This window comes from Chelativorans sp. YIM 93263 (assembly GCF_028767125.1).
Classification (GTDB): Bacteria; Pseudomonadota; Alphaproteobacteria; order Rhizobiales; family Rhizobiaceae; genus Chelativorans.
This window is the reverse complement of sequence record NZ_JAKCWP010000014.1, coordinates 1-19,470: the sequence shown is the minus strand read 5'-3', so window position 1 is coordinate 19,470 and position 19,470 is coordinate 1. Positions and strand designations below refer to the sequence as shown.

Below are 19,470 nucleotides of genomic sequence, written 5' to 3'. Positions count from 1 at the left end.
CTGTTTATCGATATACCGCCCGATCACCGATATCGATGGTCTGAAGCACCGCCTGTGGGCCGCCTTGCCAACGTGCATAGACCAGTTGCCCACGCTTGCTGATGTCTGGCTCGCACTCATGGGCAGTGGCGCGAAGCCGGTCCGCGCCAGCGTGTCGAGGGGTGTGAAGATATCGTGGGTAGCGAAGGCCAGAAGCTGGACAGCGGAACCGAAGTTCTGCGCCACGAGTGGTCGGCAAGAGTGCAGAGACAGCATAGCTTCATCGACCTCGACTCCTACTAGAGACTAGGCCGACATAGCCGGATCTCCACGTTCAACGCCCGTTTCGCCCCGCCGAGGCTGGTCGGCTCGGCGCTGGCGATCGCCAATTGTATCGGCTTCTCGATCACGATCGTTTTGATCGCGCTACTTGCCTGGGTGCTTGTAACCACCGGACCGCAATGTGTTTTCGTGATGCTGGTGCCCGGTCCGGGCTCGGGCTGGCGGCGTTGAGGCCAGCGTAAGGGACGACCGCGGCCGGGAATAGCGAAGAGGCGGGCGCCGAATCGAAGGACGACATGGCGGTGTAGAGTTCGTCTCTGCGGCCGCGGAGACAGTTTGCCAGCGAACCAGCAGTCTCTGACCTTCGTCCTATCTCCACTGCCGGCGAGCCGCGAAGGTCTGCTGAGAGGTCGGTTGCGGAGCGGCCGCTTATCGCAAGATTGCCGGAAACCAGACTGTCTGGAAACGGCCCCGAGTCAGTCATACAGACACCGAAACTGAATGTCGGTATGACGGTTGCGCGCCTCCGCAACCGATCCGGCGCTGCCGTGGGCCGCGACCCTCCCGCTGAGGTTAGAGGGCCTCCCACAACAAACACTTGCTGCCGGGGGCAGGACGCGACGAGGCAGAAAGGTCAGAACAGCTCAGCTCTGGTCCACAAGCATTATATTTGCATGCCGCCGCAAGCTATTCCAATTTCGCTGTTTTAAGCTGCCGCATCCAGCCTCTTCCTAGCGAGCATCGCTCGCACGAACTTGTCCCACTTTGTCATGCCGGCGCGTTTCTCGGGCATGTAGTTCCAACGATCATAGTTCTTAGAGCTGACGTCCTGGAGCGCATAATTCTGAAGTCGATCGCGGATCTCTTTTGAAACGCCCGCTTTGCCGGCGAGCGTCTTGAAGGTCCGTCGCAGGTCCCGATTGGTGGCGTGGGGGATGACGCCGCGATCGCGCTGCCGCCAGACGAAGCTGTAGAGCGTGCCGTGGCTGACTGGCTTCGACGGATCCTTCGCTGAGGGAAAGAACCAGCCGTGTTCGTTCGGCTTGATCGACTCGATGAGCTCGGCTGCGAGCGAGGGGACTGGAACCGCATGGGGCTGCAGGTTTTTCGTCTTGGACCAGTCGATGATCCGCCCCTCTGCATCCCACTGGTCAACATGCAGTCGGGCGATTTCCTCGACCCGTTGGCCAGTCAGCATGATGAGCTGCACCGCGCGTGGATAGGAGGGATGAACAGGTGTGTCCGGGCATTCGAGCCAGCGATAGAGCCTAACGAACTCCTCCTCGCTGAGCCAGCGGGTGCCCTGGACCTTGGGTTCGGTCGGAATACCCGAGGCTGGATTGTACGGAATGCGGAAGCGGCGAGGGGAGGTGTAGCGATAATCGTTGTCGGACTTCATTCCCCAGCTGTAGGCGGCATGAATGTAGCCTCGCACATGGTCCGCCATCGATCGGGCCCCGCGGTCATAGATCGGCCGGATCAGTTCGACGACTTCCTCCGACTCGATTTCGCGCGCGAGTCGATTGCGACCGAGCGTGTCGGCGATCTTGTTCAGACCCTTTTCCGTCTCCTTCCAGGATGGCTTCCCCGCTGCCTTCAGCGCCGCGACATAGCCTTCGAACAGATCGGCGACGGTCCCAGGTCGAGTGTCCGTCGCAATCTTGATGCTGCGGCCCTTTTGGATCAGGTCGGCGTAGTCCCGCTTGAACACCTCGCGGGCCTGGGCAAGCGACATCGACGGGTAGGAGCCGAGCTTCTTCTTCGTCCGCTTTCCGTCTCGCCATTGCTGCGCCATCCAATCGGCCGTGACGCGCTTTGGCATTGGCTTGAGAACGAGAACGAGCCGGCCGGTGCCGCGCCCTTCGCCGTCGACCAGGTTCTCCTGCTTTCGGCTGTTCTCCACGTGCTTTAGCGTTTGCCGGATGGCTGTGTCGGTAAGGCTCGGCATGGCGTATTCCCCCTCGGCAACTGGGATCAGCGCTCGGGATCTGGATGCCGTGCGCTACCCCTTAAACAGCCCCCAGTTTGCCAAAGCAGCACCCAGTACGCAAGCCAGAAAACAATTATGTTTCAACAGGCTTGAGCGTGATCAAGCGTGATCGAAATAGGGTAAGTGGGGTGGTTGTGGATCACGTTCGGTCGCTCTTGATCACGCAAGAACATGCACAGCCACGGAGTGGCACGACCTGGTATCGAATGAGTGGATCGGCGGCGGTGCGGTACCCGGTTCGGTAAGCCGGGGCAGGGGACTGGGATATGGAATCGACAGATCGTGCCCTTCACGGAGCCTCAACTCCGGCCGCTTTGCGCCCCATCACGGTCATTCCAGCCGATTTGTGAGTGTCCAAAACCCGGCATAGTGCTGCGGAACCGAAGTGCAACTTTCTGTTGTGAGGAGACATTCTACCTGCATCTCCCTCTCCGCCGAGTGTCCGCGCGAAAAGCTATCGGGCGGGCAAGCAAAGCTCAGGCTCGAAGAACTGCTGCGCGAGGATGCGCCGGTGAATATGTGGGCGTTCGCGATCGATAAGGTCGGCCGCTCGTCTGGATACGGATGCCTAACGGTGAGACAACCGGCGAAGTTCTGCTCAGGAACGACTAAGCCGTGATCTGGTGACCTGACAAGTCGATCTCATGGTGCACTGACCGGCAGCCAACCCGAGAACCTCTGGCACTCGTCGCGTTCTGCCTATAGCAATTTTCGGCCCCTTCTCGCGTCCCTCGGACAGAGCCTAGCGGAAAACCTGCAGCCGCGCTGTGCATATAGTGGGAGCCGCTGGCCCGTGCAGTCGACTTGCCGATTCTTCGTGTCAGACGACGCCGTCCAGCGTGACGAGAAGGGCAGCGATGAGCCGGCCGCGTTCCGCGAGGCTTTCCGTCACGATATGCTCGTCCAAGGTGTGAGGGCCGTCGCCGCGGGCGCCAAGGCCGTCGAGCGTGGGGATTCCCATTGCCCCAGTAAAGTTCCCGTCCGAGCCGCCACCGGAATTCTGTGGCGGAATCTCGAAGCCCAATCCACGCGCGAGCCGCGCCGCATGTTCGTAGAGAGACCATGATGCGTCGCTCGTCGTCCAGACCGGGCGGACCACGTCGCGTTTCACGTCGACCTGTACATCGGCGCCAACCGGTTTCAGGTTGCTCATGCGCTCGTCCGCCTCGGCAAGCTTCTCGTCTGACGTGGCAGAAACCAACGCCTTTGCCCGGCATATGGTCGATACACAATTCGACCATTGCCCCCCATTGACCACCCCCACGCTATAGCCCGCATCGGCATCGGTCATCGCTTCGATGGCGATGATCTGGTGCGCCATTTCACGGATTGCCGAGACTCCTTCGCCCAGGCGCAGCCCGGCATGGCTCGGAAGGCCGCGCGTTTCCAGTTCGAAACGGGCGATCGCGTAACGTCCGGTGACCACGCCACCGTTCCTGCGGGCAGGCTCAGGCACCAGCACGTAACGATGGCGCGCGGCCTCGGCCTCGACGAGCGCCCGCGTGCTCGGGCTTCCAACTTCCTCGTCGCTCGTGAAAAGCACGGTGACAGGCAGCTTCGTTTCGAAGCCTGCCTTGCGTAACTGGCCAATCGCTTCGAGCGAAAGATAATTGCCGGATTTCATGTCGAGCGTGCCGGGACCGTAGCAGAGCCCGTCTTCATCGCGCCATCCGAAGTGATCGAGCGTGCCAAGCGGGTGCACCGTGTCCAGATGTCCGAGAATGAGGATGCCGGGTTTGTCGCGGCGCGGATGCGCGAAGCTGGCCTTAACGCAATCGCCATAGCCGAGTGTGCCGGGAATGCGCTGGATCTCGGCGCCGAGGATGGCTAGATGGCGCGATGCGACATCCATCATGCGGTTGACTGCCGCACGATCATAGGTCGGGCTCTCGGTCTCGACCCATTCGCGCAATCCTGTCGCCATGCTGCTGGCATCAAAGGCAAGCTGCGTCACGTCGATTTCCGCGGCAATCTGCTTTGTCATGCTTGTGTATCGCTATGCAATTCGGTTACATTGCTATCATCATAGGACGGGATTTTCACGGTCGTCAACCGAACCGGTCCGGTGGTGCACGCAAGCAAGGCAGGTCCAGACAATCGGGTTAGGAGGAAAGTGTGACGGCAAGCGATACTGGTGCCCTGAACGCCGCGGCGGCACCAACGGAAATGCGGGAACCGAAGAACGACCGGTTATTCGTGGAAGCGCTTGCGCGTGGCTTCCGCGTGCTAGAGGCATTCGCCGACAATCCTGCTCCGATGTCGATTTCTGAAATCGCCGCGGTAACCGCGCTGGACAAGAGCGCGGTCCAGCGCCTCGTCCACACATTGCTGATTATCGGCTATCTGGAGAAGACGTCTGGGGGCGTTGCGCCCAGCAGGCGCGTTCTCGAACGTTCCTTCGACTATCTGCGCTCCAGCCCGCTCGTCAATCGAGCCGTCCCAATCCTCGCCAACCTGCGCCGGTCCATCAAGGAACGTGTCGATCTAAGCCTTTTCGATGATCTTTCAATGATTTACGTGGTGCGTATGCAGAGCAAGCGGGACACATTATATGCCCATCTAATCGGGCGCCGCGTTCCAACATTCTGCACATCGGGCGGTCGCGCCGTGCTCAGTCATCTCGACCGTGAAGCGGTGCTCGATATCCTTCACCGCTCCGACCGGCGCAAGATCACGCCGCGTACCACGGTGGAGATCGACGAGATACTCGCCCGCATCGAGGAGGTGCGGGAGACCGGCTATTCGCTTGCCATCGAGCAGGTTCTTGTGGGTGAGATTGCCGTTGCCGCTGCAGTGCTCGACGGCGCGGGCCAGCCGGTCGGCGCCGTTCATATCGCGGCTTCGCTTGCCGAATGGAAGCCCGACGAGTTTGTTTCGCGGGCGGGGCCGCTCGTCACCGCTGCGGCCGCCGGTTTGCGCCCTGTTTGAGAGATGAGGTGTCGCTCCCGCTGTGCTGGGTGGCATTTTCAGCATTGGTTGACATTACGGGAGAAGGAAATCTAAACTGGCACAACAATCGTATCGCACAGCGATGTCAATGTGGGGGAGCATGGAATTGATGGGCGCTGCACTCAGCGAACAGTCACAGGCCGGCCCGACCGGCGAAACGCTGCTTCAGGTTTCGGGGCTGGCTTACGATTATTCCGGCGTAAGCGCCGTCTCGGATTGCTCGCTGGAGCTCCCTCGCGGCAAAATCACGGCGCTGATTGGCGGGAATGGCGCAGGCAAGACGACGAGCGTCAAGATGATCGCGGGCGCGCTCAGGCCCCGTTCCGGCAGGATTATTCTCGACGGGCAGGATATCACAAACATACCGGCTTATCAGACCGTCGAACTAGGCATCGCGCTGGTGCCGGAAGGGCGACTGGTTTTTCAGCATCTCACAGTGTGTGAGAATCTGGTCCTCAGCGGCCACGTGCGTCGCGCCCGCGAACGCTGCCAACAGAATCTGGAGCGCGTTTTCGATCTGTTTCCCAGGCTCAAGGAGCGTCAGGGCCAGAATGCTGGCTCGTTGTCGGGAGGTGAGCAGCAGATGCTGGCGATCGGTCGCGGTCTGATGACCATGCCGCGCATCCTGGTGCTGGACGAGCCATCGCTTGGCCTCAGCCCCATTCTCGTCTCGCAGGTATTTTCTCTTGTCCGCAAGCTCAATGAGGAGGGCATTAGCGTCCTCCTGGTTGAGCAGAACGTCCATCACACGTTGGCCATCGCGGACTACGCCTATGTGCTGGAGAAGGGAAGGGTTGTTCAGAAGGGCGAGGGCCAGGCGCTGCTCAAGAATCCTAATGTCAAGGAGGCCTATCTCGGGCTAGCCTGATGGCCTGAAATCGCAATGGGAGACAACAGATGAGAAGACGTACTTTCCTGCAGGGAACGACGGCAGCGATGATCGTTGGCGCTGTGCCTAAGCTCGCTTTCGGCCAGGACAATACGATTACCTTCGGCGGTTCGGTCCCGATGACGGGCGCGGCGGCTGAGACCGGCCAGAACGTGCTTCAAGGCTATCAATGCGCCGTCAACTTCATCAATGAGGAGATGGGCGGAGTCGAAATCGGCGGCCAGAATTACCAACTCGCCCTCAACCTCTTCGACGATGCATCCGACCCGGCGCGCGCCACGACTCTGATCCAGCGCCAGGTGGACGAGGGCATCAATTTCTTTCTCGGCTCCTTCGGCTCCAACATTGTGCTTCCCACCTGCGCAATCACCGAGGCGGCTGGCCGCATCATGGTGCAGGCGGGCGGTGGTTCCGATCTGATCTTCACCCAGGGTCGTAAGCGCGTCTTCGGCATATTCCCGCGCGCCTCGCGCCAGTTCGTTTCCTCGGTAAACATGTTTACCGGTCTCGATCCGGTGGTGAAGACCGTAAGCATCATCTATACCAATGACGCTTTCTCGAAGTTCCAGGCCGAGGGAGCCCGTGCCAACCTGGAGGAGGCGGGTATCGAGGTGCTGGACTACATCGGGTTGCCGGCCGAAGTCAGCGATGTATCCAATGTGCTGACCTCGGTTCGCGAAAACACACCCGATGTGCTGGTCTGTACCACGCATGACCAGACCTCGATCCTGATCGCACGCCAGATGGTGTCGTCCGACACCAACGTGCCTATGCTCTATCAGACGCTCGGCCCGCAGACCTCCGCTTTCCGCGATGCGCTGGGCAATTATGCGAATGGCATCGTCACGCAGGCCTACTGGTCGGAGCGCGCACCATTCTCGGGCGACTACTTCGGCTCGGCCGCAGATTTCGCGGAGTATTTCCGGGCCAATTTCGACCGCGAACTAACCTATCACATGGCCAGCGGCGCGGTGTGCATCGTCGCCTATATTGAGGCCGCCAGGCGAGCCGGCTCGCTCGATGTCGACGCCGTGCGCGACGCGCTATCGGCGATCGACTTTGAGTGTTTCTATGGGCATGTACGTTTCACCGAGGACGGCGACGGCGATGCGTCCCTGCTGGGACCCTTGCTGATCCAGCGCCAGGAAGGCGAGATGGAGGTCATCGCGCCACTCGACGGGGCCTCTGCCGAACCGATCTATCCGGCCCCGACATGGGAAGAACGCGCCTGATCGGGTGTGTTGAACATAGCTGTGGCATCCGGCGCATCGCCGGGTGCCACGCCTCCCAATTCTAGCTGAAAGGTACACGAACCCAGCATGGCAGCTCTTCCGCTCTTGGAACTCGGCCCGGATCCGCGCGAGCGGGGCCGTATCCACGGCTCGACATTGGCCGATGCGATCAGGGACAATGTAGAGACTTATCTCGCGCGTTTCGAGGCTGCCGGCGCCGACCGCCCGACGATCCTGAAGCAGAGCGAGGGTTGGCTCGATTTCATCCGGAACGATAATGGCGAATATGCCGAGGAGATGGCCGCCATCGCGGAAGCGTCTGGCGTCTCGCTCACCGAAATCGCCATGCTGAACGCCCGCTACGAGATCACCTATCTTGCATTCGGCAAGGAGGTCCGAGCCGCCGAAACAAAGCTCGAGCAGGAAGGCTGCACATCCTTCGGATTGTTGCCGGAGGCGACCGCTAACGGCCACACGATCCTGTGCCAGAACTGGGACTGGCTCGCGAATGTCCAGGGACGCACATTCGTCCAGCGTGTCAGGCGCGGGACCTCTCGCGAGGAAGACAAGCCCGATTTCATCGGCTTCAGCGAGGCAGGTATAGTCGGCTCGAAAATGGGGGTGAACGCCGCCGGGATCGGACTTTGCGTCAACGGACTGGTGACGCCGCGCGACGGTACCACCGGCATGCGTAAGCCCTTCCATGTCCGTTGTAAGGAAATTCTCGATGCCTGGAGGTTCGACCAGGCACTCCTGCCAGTCGTACAGACCGACCGCACCGCATCGAGCAATTATCTCGTCGGCCACGGGGAGGGCGAGATCCTCGATATCGAGGCAACACCGGAACATTGCGCCTATCTGACGCCGGCCGACGGGCTAGTGGTTCATGCCAACCATCTGGTGAAGGAAACACGCACCACCTCACAGATGGAGCGCATCGCGCCCAATACGCTCTATCGCGGCCCGCGTGCCGCGCGCCTTTTAAGGCGGCATCTCGGTTCAATCGATCGTGCGGAGATCGAAGAGGTGATCTGCGATCATTTCTCTGCGCCGGCCGCGATCTGCCGTCATCCCGACCTGGCCTTGCCGCCGGAAAAACGCGTGATCACGGTGGCCGCCATTCTGCTCGATCTCGATGAGCGCGTCCTCTACGCCACTGACGGACCGCCCTGTGAGGCGCCCTTCCAAGCTTTCCCGCTTTATGCGGAAGAGACCCGTTCCGATGCTGCCTGAGGAGAAACTCCCGTGGATGACATGACTCCGATCGAATGGCCGGGCGGTGCGCGCTGCGCCGTGATGCTGACTTTCGACTTCGACGCCGAGACGCTGTGGCTGTCGCGCAATCCCGACAATGCGCGGCGTCCCGGCGTGCTCTCGCAGGGCATCTACGGCGCCAAGACCGGCGTGCCGAAGATACTCGAATTGCTGCGGGAAGAGGAGTTGAAAGGCACCTTCTTCGTACCGGGCTGGACCGCCGAAAAATATACCGACCGGATCGAGGCGATCGCAGCCGCCGGGCATGAGATCGGCCATCACGGTTATCTGCATGAATGGGTCGACCCCGACCATCCCGACAAGGAGCGCGAGGCGCTCGAAAAAGGGCTTGAAGCGCTGGAGGACACCGTTGGGGTCAAGCCGAAGGGATATCGTTCGCCTGCCGGCGAGACATCGCAGAACATGATCGCCCTACTGCACGAATACGGCTTCGCCTATGACAGCTCGCTTATGGATCAGGTTAGCCCCTATCGGCATCAATTATCCGATGGATCGCGCGGGCCGGTGGAACTGCCTTGGCATTGGAGCGTCGACGACGCGCCCTACGCGCTCTTCGCCATCCAGTCGCCGCGTCCGATCCACACCAACGATCACATCCTGAATATCTGGAAGCAGGAATTCATGGAGATTTATCGCTGGGGCGGGCTCGTCAACATAGTCACCCATCCGCAGATCATCGGCAGACCTTCCCGGCTTGCCATGCTGCGTGAATTCATAGCCTTCATGCGCCGCTACCCGAATGTATGGTTCGCAACCGGTGAAGAGGTCGCCACGGCCTGGGCCGCCAACGAAAACGGTAGAGGTGGTTCACCACAATGACGCTCTTTCTCCAAACAGTGCTGAACGGCCTCGTTTTGGGAGGTATTTACTCGCTCGCTGCCGTTGGCTTCTCGCTCGTCTTTGGCGTGCTCGGGATCGTCAATCTGACACACGGCATCTTCGTGGTCGCCGGAGCGTATGGCGCCCTTCTCTTTTTTGGACAGATTGGCATCGACCCGCTTGTGGCCATCATCCCGATCGGGCTGGTCCTGTTTGCCGTCGGCTATGTGTATCAGCGCACCATCATCCAATGGGCCGTTTCGCGTGCTTCGCTCGTCGCCTCGCTGGTCGTCACTTTCGGCGTTGCAATGATGGCCCGCAACGGATTGCAACTCGTATTCGGGCCGGATGTGCATACTATCACGCCGGCATACAGCTTCATGAGCCTGACCCTTGGTCCGCTTCGTATGGACGTTGTGCGGCTCGTCGCCTTAGGGGCGAGCCTGGTTCTGCTGGTGGTCCTCGCCCTGGTTCTCGCTCGCACGCATTTCGGACGGGCGATCCGCGCGACCGCCCAGCAGCCGCTGGCGGCCGAACTTTCCGGGCTCAATGTGCGAAATCTACATGGGCTCACCTTCGGCCTTGGCGCGGCAATGGCCGGCGCTTCCGGTGCCATCATCGGCATCGTCCAGCCTTTCACGGCGGCAAGTGAGGTCGCATGGACACTCAATGCCTTCATCGTCGTCGTGCTCGGCGGCATCGGCAGTCCGGCCGGGGCGCTCGTGGGTGGGCTGCTTCTTGGGATGATCAATGCGTTCACGGCGCAATATATCGGTCCCTCGCTCACCCAGGCAGCCATGTTCCTGGTGTTGGTCCTGATGCTTCTGGTGCGGCCCAGCGGGCTGCTCGGCAACGCGTTTGGAGAAAGCCGATGAACCGCACGCTTGCTCTCGTCCTCGGCGCGATCATAGTCATTGCCGCGGCATTGCTGCCGCTCTGGATCGGACCTTTCTATACGCGCGTGGCCCAGCTCTTCTTCTTCTCCGCCGGCATGGCGATCGCGTGGAACATTCTCGGTGGCTTTTCCGGCTATTGGAGTTTCGGCCACACGGTCTTCATTGGAATGGGCGCCTTCAGCGCCGCTCATATCGTGCACAGGCTCGGCCCATTAGGCGACGGGCCGTTGTCGATGATCGTCCCGATCCTCCTCGCCGGCCTCATTTGCGGATTGTTCGCCGCCATCCTCGCCTATCCGATTCTTCGCCTGCGGGGCATCTATTTCGCGATAGCCATGCTGGGCGTGAGCCAGGTCGTCGGCGAGCTGGTGAACAATGTAAGCTGGTTCCAGGGTGGCATCGGGGTCTTCTTGCAGACACCGGTTCCCAGCGGCACGACCCCGGAAGATTTCTTCTATTACATCTTCGGCGGGTTGCTCCTGCTGTGCTTCCTGATCTCCATCGCGGTGCGCAATTCCCGCTTCGGCTACGCGTTGCTGTCGATCCGTGAAGACGAGGATACCGCTATGATGCTGGGCGTGGCGACCGAGCGCTACAAGATCATGGCCTTTGTGCTTTCCGCCACTCTCGTCGGCATCATGGGCTCGGTCTACGGCTACAGCGTCGGCTATTTCACGACCTATACCGTCTTCCGTCTGGACTTCTCCCTGAACCTGATCGTCTTCTGTCTGATTGGTGGGATAGGCACCCTGTTTGGGCCGATCATCGGAACCGCAGTCATGCTCTTCATCACACAGGTGCTGCTGTCGCGCTTCCTCGACATCCACCTTCTCATCACGGGCGCCATGGTGGTCGCGATTATCCTTCTGATGCCTGGCGGCATCATCGGCGCCCTGCGCTCCCGGAAACGCCAGGCAAACCAGGTTGAACCGGTCGAGGCGGAGGCAAGGGCATGACAGAGGTCATTCTGTCGGGGCGCGGAGTCACGAAGTCTTTTCGCGGGCTGACCGCCATCGAGAACGTCGATTTCGAGATACCGGCCGGTGCCATCTTCGGGCTGATTGGCCCAAATGGCGCCGGCAAGTCGACCCTGTTCAATCTCATCACCGGCTATTACCCGCTCACCGGAGGCGAAATCCGGTTCAAGGGCGAGGATACTTCCGGCTTGCCTACCTATCGACGCAACCAGGCAGGTATCGCCCGGGCCTTCCAGATATCGAAACCCTTCCCCGCCCTAACGGTACGGGAAAATGTGCGCGTGGGCGCGATGTTCGGCAGGCCGGGCGGAAGCCAGCCCAAAAACGTGGTGAACGAGGCGCTTGCCATTGCCGGTCTGGAGGAGCTCGCCGACCGCACCGCAGAGGGGTTGACCGTCGGCTCGCTTCGCAAGCTGGAGATCGCGCGCGCCTATGCCACCCGGCCCTCGCTTCTTCTCGCCGACGAACCTTGCGCCGGCCTCAACCCCATCGAGACGGAGGAAATGGTCAACTGTCTTCGCAAGGTGCGTGAGCGGGGCACGACGGTGTGGCTGGTCGAGCACGACATGAAAGCGGTCACCAGCGTATGCGACCGTATCCTCGTGATCGACGCCGGCCAGAAGATCGCCGAGGGAACGCCCCAGGAGATCGTGGCCGACCCCAAGGTGATCTCGGCCTATCTCGGCGAACCGCTCGAGGAGCAGGCCAGCTGAACGACGGTCTGGGCACGCATACACTGATAGCGAACATCATGGATCAGGCGTCATGAAGCATTTCGGCGGCGGAGGCAGCGGCGCGAACCGTATCGGCGTCGAGATTGGCGGCACTTTCACCGACCTTGTCTGGTCCGGCCCCGACGGCCGGCTGCATACGGGCAAGACGCCTTCCACGCCGGACGCCCTCCACGAAGCAGTGCTGACGGTGATCTCCGAGGCCGGCATGCCGCTCGGCGACGTCGCCGGGATCACCCATGGTTCCACAGTCGCCACGAATGCGCTGATCATGCGCAAAGGCGCATCGGCCGGGCTTCTGACCACCGACGGTTTCCGCGATGTGGTCATTGTCGGGCGGGGTGACCGCGATCACGGCGTCTACGACATGCAATATCGCCGCCCGGCACCGCCGATCCGGCGCGGCATGATCCGCGAAGTTCCCGAGCGCATCGGTCCCGATGGCGAGATCATCGTTCCTCTCGACCTTGAAGCTGCCTGGCGCGAGGTCGAGGCCTTCCTCTCGCAAGGTGTGGAAGGCATCGCCATCAGCCTGATCCACGCCTATCGCAATCCCGTGCATGAGAGAGCGCTGGCGGACATGATCCGTCAACGCGCGCCGCATGTCGCGGTCTCGGCGAGCCATGAAGTGTCGCCGGAATTTCGTGAATACGAGCGAAGCGTCACGACGGTGGTGAACGCTTTTGTCGGGCCTGTCGTGGAATCCTATGTCCACCTCCTCGATGCCGGTCTGCGTGATGATGCTTACAACGGCCTCCTTAAAATCATGCAATCCAATGGCGGCGCCATGCCGGCGGACGCGGCGGGCGCCAATGCCGTTCGCATGCTTCTGTCAGGACCGGCGGCCGGCGTGCGCGCGGCGATGTGGTTCGCCGAACGCAACGGGATCAAGGACGTCATCACGCTCGATATGGGCGGAACGAGCACGGATGTCGCGATTGCGCAGGGCCTCGTTCCCAGCATGGTCCCGGAGCTCAAGATCGACGGCCTGCCCGTGCGTACCGCCTCGGTCGACATGGCCACGATAGGCGCTGGCGGCGGTAGTATCGCCACCATCGACCCGGGCGGATTCCTGGCCGTGGGGCCGGAAAGCGCCGGAGCCGTGCCTGGCCCGGTCTGCTACGGGCGCGGCGGCACGCGGCCGACCGTCACCGATGCGCAAGTGATCGCCGGCCTGCTGCGGCCGCAACAATTCTTTGGCGGCAGGATGGAGCTTTCCGGCAGCGCAGCGAAAGCCGCGCTCGCGCCGCTCGACAGCGGGGGCGATGCGACCCGCGCGGCGGACGCCGTGCTTCGACTCGTCAACAGCAACATGGCGGCGGCCGTCCGGCTTGTCTCGACCGGGCGCGGCATCGATCCACGCGATTTCACGCTCGTCGCCTATGGGGGTGGCGGGCCGCTGCACGCGGCCATGGTCGCCGGCGAGCTCGGCATCACGCGGGTGCTCGTACCGTGGTCGCCCGGTCTGGCGAGCGCCTTCGGCCTGCTGATCGCTGATACCTTGATCGACGCCGCCCAGAGCGATCTTCACGGGTTGAACGACACGAGCCTGGACGCCGCGCGCTGCAACGATCTGCGTGCGCGCTGCCACGAACTCGCCAGGACCTATGGCCTCGAGGAGGGGGGCTACGGGATCGAGATCGGTCTCGACATGCGCTATGTGGGGCAGGCATTCGAGCTGACGGTCTGGACGGAAGGGCGCGCGAGAGCGAAGGAAGAACTGCGCCGGCTCTTCGAGGACGAGCATCGCGCAAGTTACGGATATGCTCGTGCCCGGCTGGATGTCGAGGTCGTGTCCTATCGTATCCGCCTGACGGCAAGCTCCGACGCCCGGATTTCCACGCCGCTGCCCGCGGGCAAGGGCAATGTGCCGGAGGAAGTCCCCATTTCGATCGCCGGCGCCGATCTCGTAGCAAAGGCGCTCGCCCGCAATGATCTCGCCGTCGGCGGCAAGGTTTCCGGCCCCGCGATCCTTTCGGAACCCACCTCGACGACCGTTGTGCCGCCAGAATGGGAAGCGGAATGCCTGACGACCGGCGACCTCATCTTGCGGAGGTTTTCGTGAATACCGATCGCACGCTGATGGTGATCCTGGCGCGCGCGCTTCAGGCAGCCACTGACGAAATGGCGGCCAATCTCATCCGCTCCGCCTTCTCCGCCGTCGTCCGCGAGGCGCGCGATTGCTCTACCGCTCTGCTCGATTCGCAAGGCAACGTCGTGGCCCAAGCCGACATGATCCCCATGCAGACGGCCGCGCTCAGCGCTTCCTTCGCCGCCGCGGCTGAGCAGCTTGACCTTGCCGGCGTGGGGCCACGCAGCTTTGTGCTCACGAACGATCCCTATAGCGGCGGCCAGCATCTCAACGACATCATCCTGTTCACGCCGATCTTCCACGATGGCGAGCTTCTGGGCTGGAGCGGCAGCACCGCCCATCATCTCGACATCGGCGGCGGTTCCGCCGGCGTCAACACGGCCGCCCATGAACTAATCCAGGAAGGGATCGTCATCCCGCCCTTGCTGCTCGATATCGACCGCGACTGGCATGGTGGCATGATTGAACGCCTGATCTTCGCCAATATCCGCACGCCGGAGATCGGCATGGGCGACATGGATGCCCAGTTCGCCGCCAATGATGTCGGCGCGCGGCGCGTGCGCGAACTCGCGGAGAGATACGGGCCGGACACGCTACGTACAGCCATGCGGGAAACGCTCGACTATTCGGAGCGGCGCATGCGCGCCGCGATCGCCAGGATTCCGGATGGAAGCTGGGCTGGCGAGGCTTTTCTCGACAGCGACGGGCGCGAGCCCACCGGCAGGCCAATCCGGATCGCCGCAAACGTCACAATTTCGGGTAATGAGGCCACGCTCGATTTCACCGGTACCGATCCGCAAGTGCGCACGATGTTCAACTCGCCTCTGGCCAGCAGCACAGCCGGCGCCGTGACGGCGTTGCGCAGTATTCTCGGCGACACCGAGATGCCGGCCAATGATGGCTGCAACCGGCCGCTGACCATGATCTTTCCCGAGGGCTCGGTGCTCAATCCCAGGCCCGGCGCGCCCGTGCGGGCGCGGGCGACTGCCTGCTGCCGCGCTCTCGATGCCGTTCACGATGCCCTGGCCGAGGCATTGCCCGGCCGTGTGCCCGGCGAGGGCGCCAATTCCACGACGGGCTTCTTTCTTGCTCACAACAGGCCCGAGGGCGGCATCGCCATCCATCTCGATGTGCTCGGCGGCGGCTGGGGCGCGGCAAGTGGCTATGACGCCATCCACGCCACCGATCACGTCCTGTCCTCGTGCCGGCTGACACCGTCCGAGGCGATCGAACAGCTCAACCCCCATGTCCGCATAGAAGGGTTCGGATTGATCCGCGATTCCTGGGGAGAGGGACAATTCAATGGCGGACAGGGTATCTTCCGGCGTTTCCGTATCCTCAGGAACGATGTCACGCTCAGTCTTTATTCCGACCGCTTCCGGCTTGCTCCGCGCGGACGCGCGGGCGGCCGTGACGGAGTCAGCGCGCGGCTCACGGTCGAGCGGGATGGCGAGCTCATCGAACTCGGCGCGACGAGCACTTTTCCGCTAAAGGCCGGAGATCTGGTCGAGATCCGTCTACCGGGCGGCGGCGGCTGGGGACCTCCGGCCGAACGCGACCGGGAAGCGGTGCGGCGCGACCTGGATGACGGCTTCATCTCGCCCGAAACGGCGCGCGACGTCTACCGCCTGGACGTTCCGGAACACGCAGCGCCTGCGGAAGCAATATCCCCGATGGGGCAAGGAAGGATCGATGTCTGAGAATTTCGAACGGGCTCTGCCGCGCGCGGAGGAGATCGACACCGAGGCTCTCCTCGCGGGAATCATACGCTGGGTCGAGATGGAGACGCCATCGGATCGCCCCGATTTGATCGACCTGCTGCTCGATCACGTCGAGCAGTCGTTTTCGGGATTGCCGGTCGAGATACGCCGCATCCCCTCGCGCGATGGCTGTGGCGGCCAGCTCGTCATCGAGTACGCGCCCGAGGGCTGCGAGGGGCAGCCGGCACTGATGATGGGGCATGTTGACACGGTTTGGGATGCCGGCACGCTCGCCGAAAGGCCGGTGAAGCGTGAAGGCGACCGCCTGCACGGGCCAGGCATATTCGACATGAAGGCCGGCTCTTACCTGGCGACGGAAACCCTGCGGCGGATCGTTGAGAAAGGCCTTGTGCCGCCGCGCCCGATCCGGGTCTATCTCAATGGAGACGAGGAGATCGGCAGCCCAAACTCACGCGAGACGATCGAAAAACTCGCCGCCGGGGCGGCTTTTGTCCTCGTTCCCGAACCCGCCTTCGAGGCGCCGGGTACCGTCATCACCGCGCGCAAGGGCTGGGCACGTTTCTCGCTCATCGCCCATGGCGTTTCCTCGCATGCCGGCGGTAACCGGACCGACGGGCGAAGCGCCATTCACGAGATCGCCCGCCACATAATGGAAATCGAGGCGATGAACGAGACCGAAGAAAAGGCGACCTTCAATGTTGGCACCGTTATGGGAGGGACGCGCGCCAATGTGGTGCCGGATTTAGCGCGGATCGAGGTCGATATACGCGCCGAAGACATGGCGACGGCCGAACGCCTCGTCGCACGGATGCTGGCGCGCCGACCGATCGGCGAGGATGTCCGCCTGGAGGTCGAGGGCGGAATGAACCGGCCGCCTTTCATGCGTTCAGCCGAGGTCGTCAGGCTCTATGAGGCGACGCGGGCGCTTGCGGAGCATCTCGGCCTGCCGATGAACGAAACCTCGCGCGGCGGTGTCTCGGATGGCAATTTCGCAGCCGCCATCGGTCGGCCGGTGCTCGATGGGCTCGGCTGCAACGGTGCTGGCGCTCATGCCGTTCACGAGCATATTCTGCTATCCACGGTTGCCCCGCGGGCAGCGTTGATGCATGCCATGCTGATGTCGCGTCATTTCCAGGATCTGGCGATCGGCTGATCCTCCCCGAACCTTTCGTCCGCGTGCTTGGGAGATTCAATTGAGCGCTCTATTTTCGCCATTCACACTGAAAGAGTCGACGCTGGCCAATCGGATCGTCGTCTCGCCCATGTGCCAGTACAGCGCGGAGGACGGCTCGGCGACGGATTGGCACCTCGCTCATCTGGGAACGCTGAGCGCATCCGGCGCGGGGTTGCTGGTCGTCGAGGCGACCGCCGTGGAAAGGGAGGGACGCATAACTCATGGCGATCTCGGCCTTTACAATGACGCCAATGAGGAGGCGCTGGCGCGCGTTCTGGTCCACTGCCGCGCGCACGGATCGGCCCGGCTCGGCATCCAGATCGGCCACGCGGGTCGCAAGGCTTCTGCGCACAAGCCATGGGAAGGCGGCCGCGCGCTTGGCGCGGATGAGAACCCCTGGACAACAATGGCACCATCCTCGCTCGCCTTCGGTGAAGGCTGGCATGTGCCGCGCGAAATGGACGAGGCCGATCTGGAACGCGTGAAGGTCGCGCACGTGGAAGCCGCGCGCCGGGCCGAGCGCCTCGGATTAGATGTGCTGGAGGTCCATGCGGCGCACGGCTATCTTCTCCACCAGTTCCTCTCTTCAATTTCCAACCACCGCACAGATGGCTATGGCGGCAGCGTGGAGAACCGGATGCGCTTTCCGCTCGAAGTGGTGCGTGCGGTGCGCGCGGTCTGGCCGGAGGGCCGGCCACTCGGCCTGCGGATCACCGGACGCGACTGGATAGAAGGCGGCATCGAACTGGAGGACGCCGTGGCCTTCGCCAATCGGCTGAAGCAGGAGGGCGTTGATTTTGTTTGCGTGTCGAGCGGCGGTGTGACGCCGAATGCCGTCCCCAGGATCGAGCCGGGTTACCAAGTACCTTTCGCGGAGCGCGTGAAACGCGAGGCGGGGCTTTCGACCCGCGCCGTCGGCCTCATTTCCACGCCGAAACAGGCCGAGGCGATCATCTCCGAGGGGAGGGCCGACATGATCGCGCTTGGGCGCGCCTTCCTCGACAACCCTCATTGGGGTTGGTCGGCTTCCCGCGCTCTGGGTGCCGAGATTGAGCGGCCGGTCCAGTACCAGCGGGCAGCGGATAAGGTCTGGCCCGGCGCGACCTATGCGGGCACAGACTGATTGGTACGAGACGGCGTAATCCTTTTTGAAAAGGCCATCGCCAGTCATCCTCATCAATGATGGCGCGCGGCGCTGGCTGGGAACTGCGATTGCACCAGGTTCAACTTGCTTCTTTGCTCTCAGCGGGCTTGCCGCCAACCACCAGCCCTCGCTCGACCATGAGGCCGAAGAACTTGCGGACTGTCGGCTACCGCACTTGCGGCCAGGTTTCCGCGCCTTATCGTTGTGCGACATCAGCGGCTATGCGCCGGGAACACCCGATGACAGGCGCAAGAGCTTAATCTCCTGATCTAGGCGGATGCCGGGCTATCCTCGATAATGGTTTCGCCGGATTCCGGCCCAGGCGTGCAAGTCCGCTCAGATCACAAACGGAACGGCCACTAAACAATGACATCATCCAGAAAGCTGACTGACGCCTTCCGGCCCCAACTCCGCCGCCGCATCAAGGGAAGGGAACTCCTTCGACGGAATGACCGGCATGGGTGGAATGCTGACAGGCGGCTCTTAGGTCCGCGTAGTGGGATGCGGACCAAAATTAGCTAGCGATTGATCTTTCGAATTTCATCATACCATCAGGCAGGCCAGCGTCTTGCCAAGAGGCCTTTCTAAGAAGCGATTGTACTGGGTAGTTGCGCGGGTTTACGAACGCAGTCCACTGAAGTCGGCGGATGCCCTGGCCAAGCCATCACAAGTTGCAAGACCCTCGACCCCAACCCTTGGCCACGCAAGCTAAGGGGTACGGCTATATCAGTGATATAGTGAGAGGGATGTAGTAGATCCGTACCCAAACACATCCGAGAAGGGCAACAGGCTCGCCTCCGGTAGAGACGACCAACTGAACTCCGTTGTCTTCAGCAATGATTGCCTCAAGCCACTCCTGGTCCATGGGCCCAAGTTCGCGATTCAGGAGCGGGTCCTGAAACCACTCCTGCACCCACGGCCAATCGTCGGCTAAGAATTCTCGAGCTCCATTAGCTGATATTGCCATCGAGCGATGCGACTGTCAGCATTCGCCGCAAGGAGGTGGATTGTGGAAATGNTGCACCCACGGCCAATCGTCGGCTAAGAATTCTCGAGCTCCATTAGCTGATATTGCCATCGAGCGATGCGACTGTCAGCATTCGCCGCAAGGAGGTGGATTGTGGAAATGCTGCTTTAAGCGGGAGGATGCAGAAGCCGACATTTGAACTAAAGGGTTTCCAGCGCGGGTGGGATTGTACAGATTACCCACTAGCAGCGCGAGGAGTTCCGCCATGTTCGTCAACCGCCGCTTTGTTGTGCGTGGGCTTTGCGCACTGCCATTCACGCAGACTGGTTTTGCCGCAACCGAACCGGACATGA

The 19,470-nt window shown here is 62.0% G+C and carries 15 protein-coding genes; 12 read left to right on the top strand and 3 right to left on the bottom strand.

All coding sequences use genetic code 11. The features are described from left to right. Nucleotides 1-967: 967 nt before the first annotated feature. Entirely contained in the window at nt 968-2,209 is a 1,242-nt protein-coding gene (locus LY631_RS19835) for a tyrosine-type recombinase/integrase (protein WP_274427334.1), read from the bottom strand. 862 nt (nt 2,210-3,071) lie between these two features. Continuing rightward, on the bottom strand, nt 3,072-4,211 hold the full coding sequence (locus LY631_RS19830) for a M20/M25/M40 family metallo-hydrolase (protein WP_274427368.1): 1,140 nt from the start codon (nt 4,209-4,211) through the stop codon (nt 3,072-3,074). A gap of 155 nt (nt 4,212-4,366) precedes the next feature. Between LY631_RS19830 and LY631_RS19825 the strand changes: the two genes are divergently transcribed. The 12 genes from LY631_RS19825 to LY631_RS19770 all read left to right on the top strand — a co-directional run bounded on the left by LY631_RS19825 (nt 4,367) and on the right by LY631_RS19770 (nt 18,129). After that, on the top strand, nt 4,367-5,179 hold the full coding sequence (locus LY631_RS19825; RefSeq protein ID WP_274427333.1) for an IclR family transcriptional regulator: 813 nt from the start codon (nt 4,367-4,369) through the stop codon (nt 5,177-5,179). Nucleotides 5,180-5,309: 130 nt separating this feature from the next. Beyond that, entirely contained in the window at nt 5,310-6,068 is a 759-nt protein-coding gene (locus LY631_RS19820) for an ABC transporter ATP-binding protein (RefSeq protein WP_274427332.1), read from the top strand. A gap of 29 nt (nt 6,069-6,097) precedes the next feature. Next, nucleotides 6,098-7,321 carry an amino acid ABC transporter substrate-binding protein gene (locus LY631_RS19815; RefSeq protein WP_274427331.1) on the top strand — a complete coding sequence of 408 codons (1,224 nt, stop codon included), beginning with the start codon at nt 6,098-6,100 and terminating at the stop codon, nt 7,319-7,321. Between the two features lie 87 nt (nt 7,322-7,408). After that, a complete protein-coding gene (locus LY631_RS19810) occupies nt 7,409-8,554 on the top strand; it encodes a C45 family autoproteolytic acyltransferase/hydolase (RefSeq protein ID WP_274427330.1) in 1,146 nt (381 codons plus the stop codon). 21 nt (nt 8,555-8,575) lie between these two features. Next, entirely contained in the window at nt 8,576-9,415 is an 840-nt protein-coding gene (locus LY631_RS19805) for a polysaccharide deacetylase family protein (RefSeq protein ID WP_274427367.1), read from the top strand. Next, complete coding sequence (locus LY631_RS19800; protein WP_274427328.1) at nt 9,412-10,290, top strand: branched-chain amino acid ABC transporter permease; 879 nt, start codon at nt 9,412-9,414, stop codon at nt 10,288-10,290. Before LY631_RS19805 ends, LY631_RS19800 begins: the two co-directional genes overlap by 4 nt. Beyond that, nucleotides 10,287-11,267, top strand: coding sequence for a branched-chain amino acid ABC transporter permease (locus LY631_RS19795; RefSeq protein ID WP_274427327.1), 981 nt, complete (start codon nt 10,287-10,289; stop codon nt 11,265-11,267). The genes LY631_RS19800 and LY631_RS19795 overlap by 4 nt, the downstream gene beginning before the upstream one ends. Then, on the top strand, nt 11,264-12,001 hold the full coding sequence (locus tag LY631_RS19790; RefSeq protein WP_274427326.1) for an ABC transporter ATP-binding protein: 738 nt from the start codon (nt 11,264-11,266) through the stop codon (nt 11,999-12,001). Before LY631_RS19795 ends, LY631_RS19790 begins: the two co-directional genes overlap by 4 nt. A 52-nt stretch (nt 12,002-12,053) precedes the next feature. Beyond that, nucleotides 12,054-14,084 (top strand): hydantoinase/oxoprolinase family protein, encoded by a 2,031-nt coding sequence (locus LY631_RS19785; RefSeq protein ID WP_274427325.1) that lies wholly within the window; start codon nt 12,054-12,056, stop codon nt 14,082-14,084. Then, nucleotides 14,081-15,811, top strand: coding sequence for a hydantoinase B/oxoprolinase family protein (locus LY631_RS19780; RefSeq protein WP_274427323.1), 1,731 nt, complete (start codon nt 14,081-14,083; stop codon nt 15,809-15,811). The genes LY631_RS19785 and LY631_RS19780 overlap by 4 nt, the downstream gene beginning before the upstream one ends. Beyond that, nucleotides 15,804-16,985, top strand: coding sequence for a M20 family metallopeptidase (locus LY631_RS19775; protein WP_274427322.1), 1,182 nt, complete (start codon nt 15,804-15,806; stop codon nt 16,983-16,985). The genes LY631_RS19780 and LY631_RS19775 overlap by 8 nt, the downstream gene beginning before the upstream one ends. Nucleotides 16,986-17,025: 40 nt before the next feature. Continuing rightward, nucleotides 17,026-18,129 (top strand): NADH:flavin oxidoreductase/NADH oxidase, encoded by a 1,104-nt coding sequence (locus LY631_RS19770; protein WP_274427321.1) that lies wholly within the window; start codon nt 17,026-17,028, stop codon nt 18,127-18,129. Nucleotides 18,130-19,243: 1,114 nt separating this feature from the next. On the opposite strand, the gene LY631_RS19765 is transcribed toward LY631_RS19770, so the two are convergent. Continuing rightward, the coding region (locus LY631_RS19765; RefSeq protein WP_274427320.1) for a hypothetical protein at nt 19,244-19,470 on the bottom strand (227 nt) is incomplete at its 5' end.

What these genes read in the sequence shown, in the direction of transcription:
- LY631_RS19785 (WP_274427325.1), top strand. Translation starts at nt 12,054, where the DNA reads ATGAAGCATTTCGGCGGCGGAGGCAGCGGCGCGAACCGTATCGGCGTC.
- LY631_RS19820 (WP_274427332.1), top strand. Translation starts at nt 5,310, where the DNA reads ATGGGCGCTGCACTCAGCGAACAGTCACAGGCCGGCCCGACCGGCGAA.
- LY631_RS19775 (WP_274427322.1), top strand. Translation starts at nt 15,804, where the DNA reads ATGTCTGAGAATTTCGAACGGGCTCTGCCGCGCGCGGAGGAGATCGAC.
- LY631_RS19805 (WP_274427367.1), top strand. Translation starts at nt 8,576, where the DNA reads ATGACTCCGATCGAATGGCCGGGCGGTGCGCGCTGCGCCGTGATGCTG.
- LY631_RS19800 (WP_274427328.1), top strand. Translation starts at nt 9,412, where the DNA reads ATGACGCTCTTTCTCCAAACAGTGCTGAACGGCCTCGTTTTGGGAGGT.
- LY631_RS19815 (WP_274427331.1), top strand. Translation starts at nt 6,098, where the DNA reads ATGAGAAGACGTACTTTCCTGCAGGGAACGACGGCAGCGATGATCGTT.
- LY631_RS19835 (WP_274427334.1), bottom strand. Translation starts at nt 2,209, where the DNA reads ATGCCGAGCCTTACCGACACAGCCATCCGGCAAACGCTAAAGCACGTG.
- LY631_RS19790 (WP_274427326.1), top strand. Translation starts at nt 11,264, where the DNA reads ATGACAGAGGTCATTCTGTCGGGGCGCGGAGTCACGAAGTCTTTTCGC.
- LY631_RS19795 (WP_274427327.1), top strand. Translation starts at nt 10,287, where the DNA reads ATGAACCGCACGCTTGCTCTCGTCCTCGGCGCGATCATAGTCATTGCC.
- LY631_RS19810 (WP_274427330.1), top strand. Translation starts at nt 7,409, where the DNA reads ATGGCAGCTCTTCCGCTCTTGGAACTCGGCCCGGATCCGCGCGAGCGG.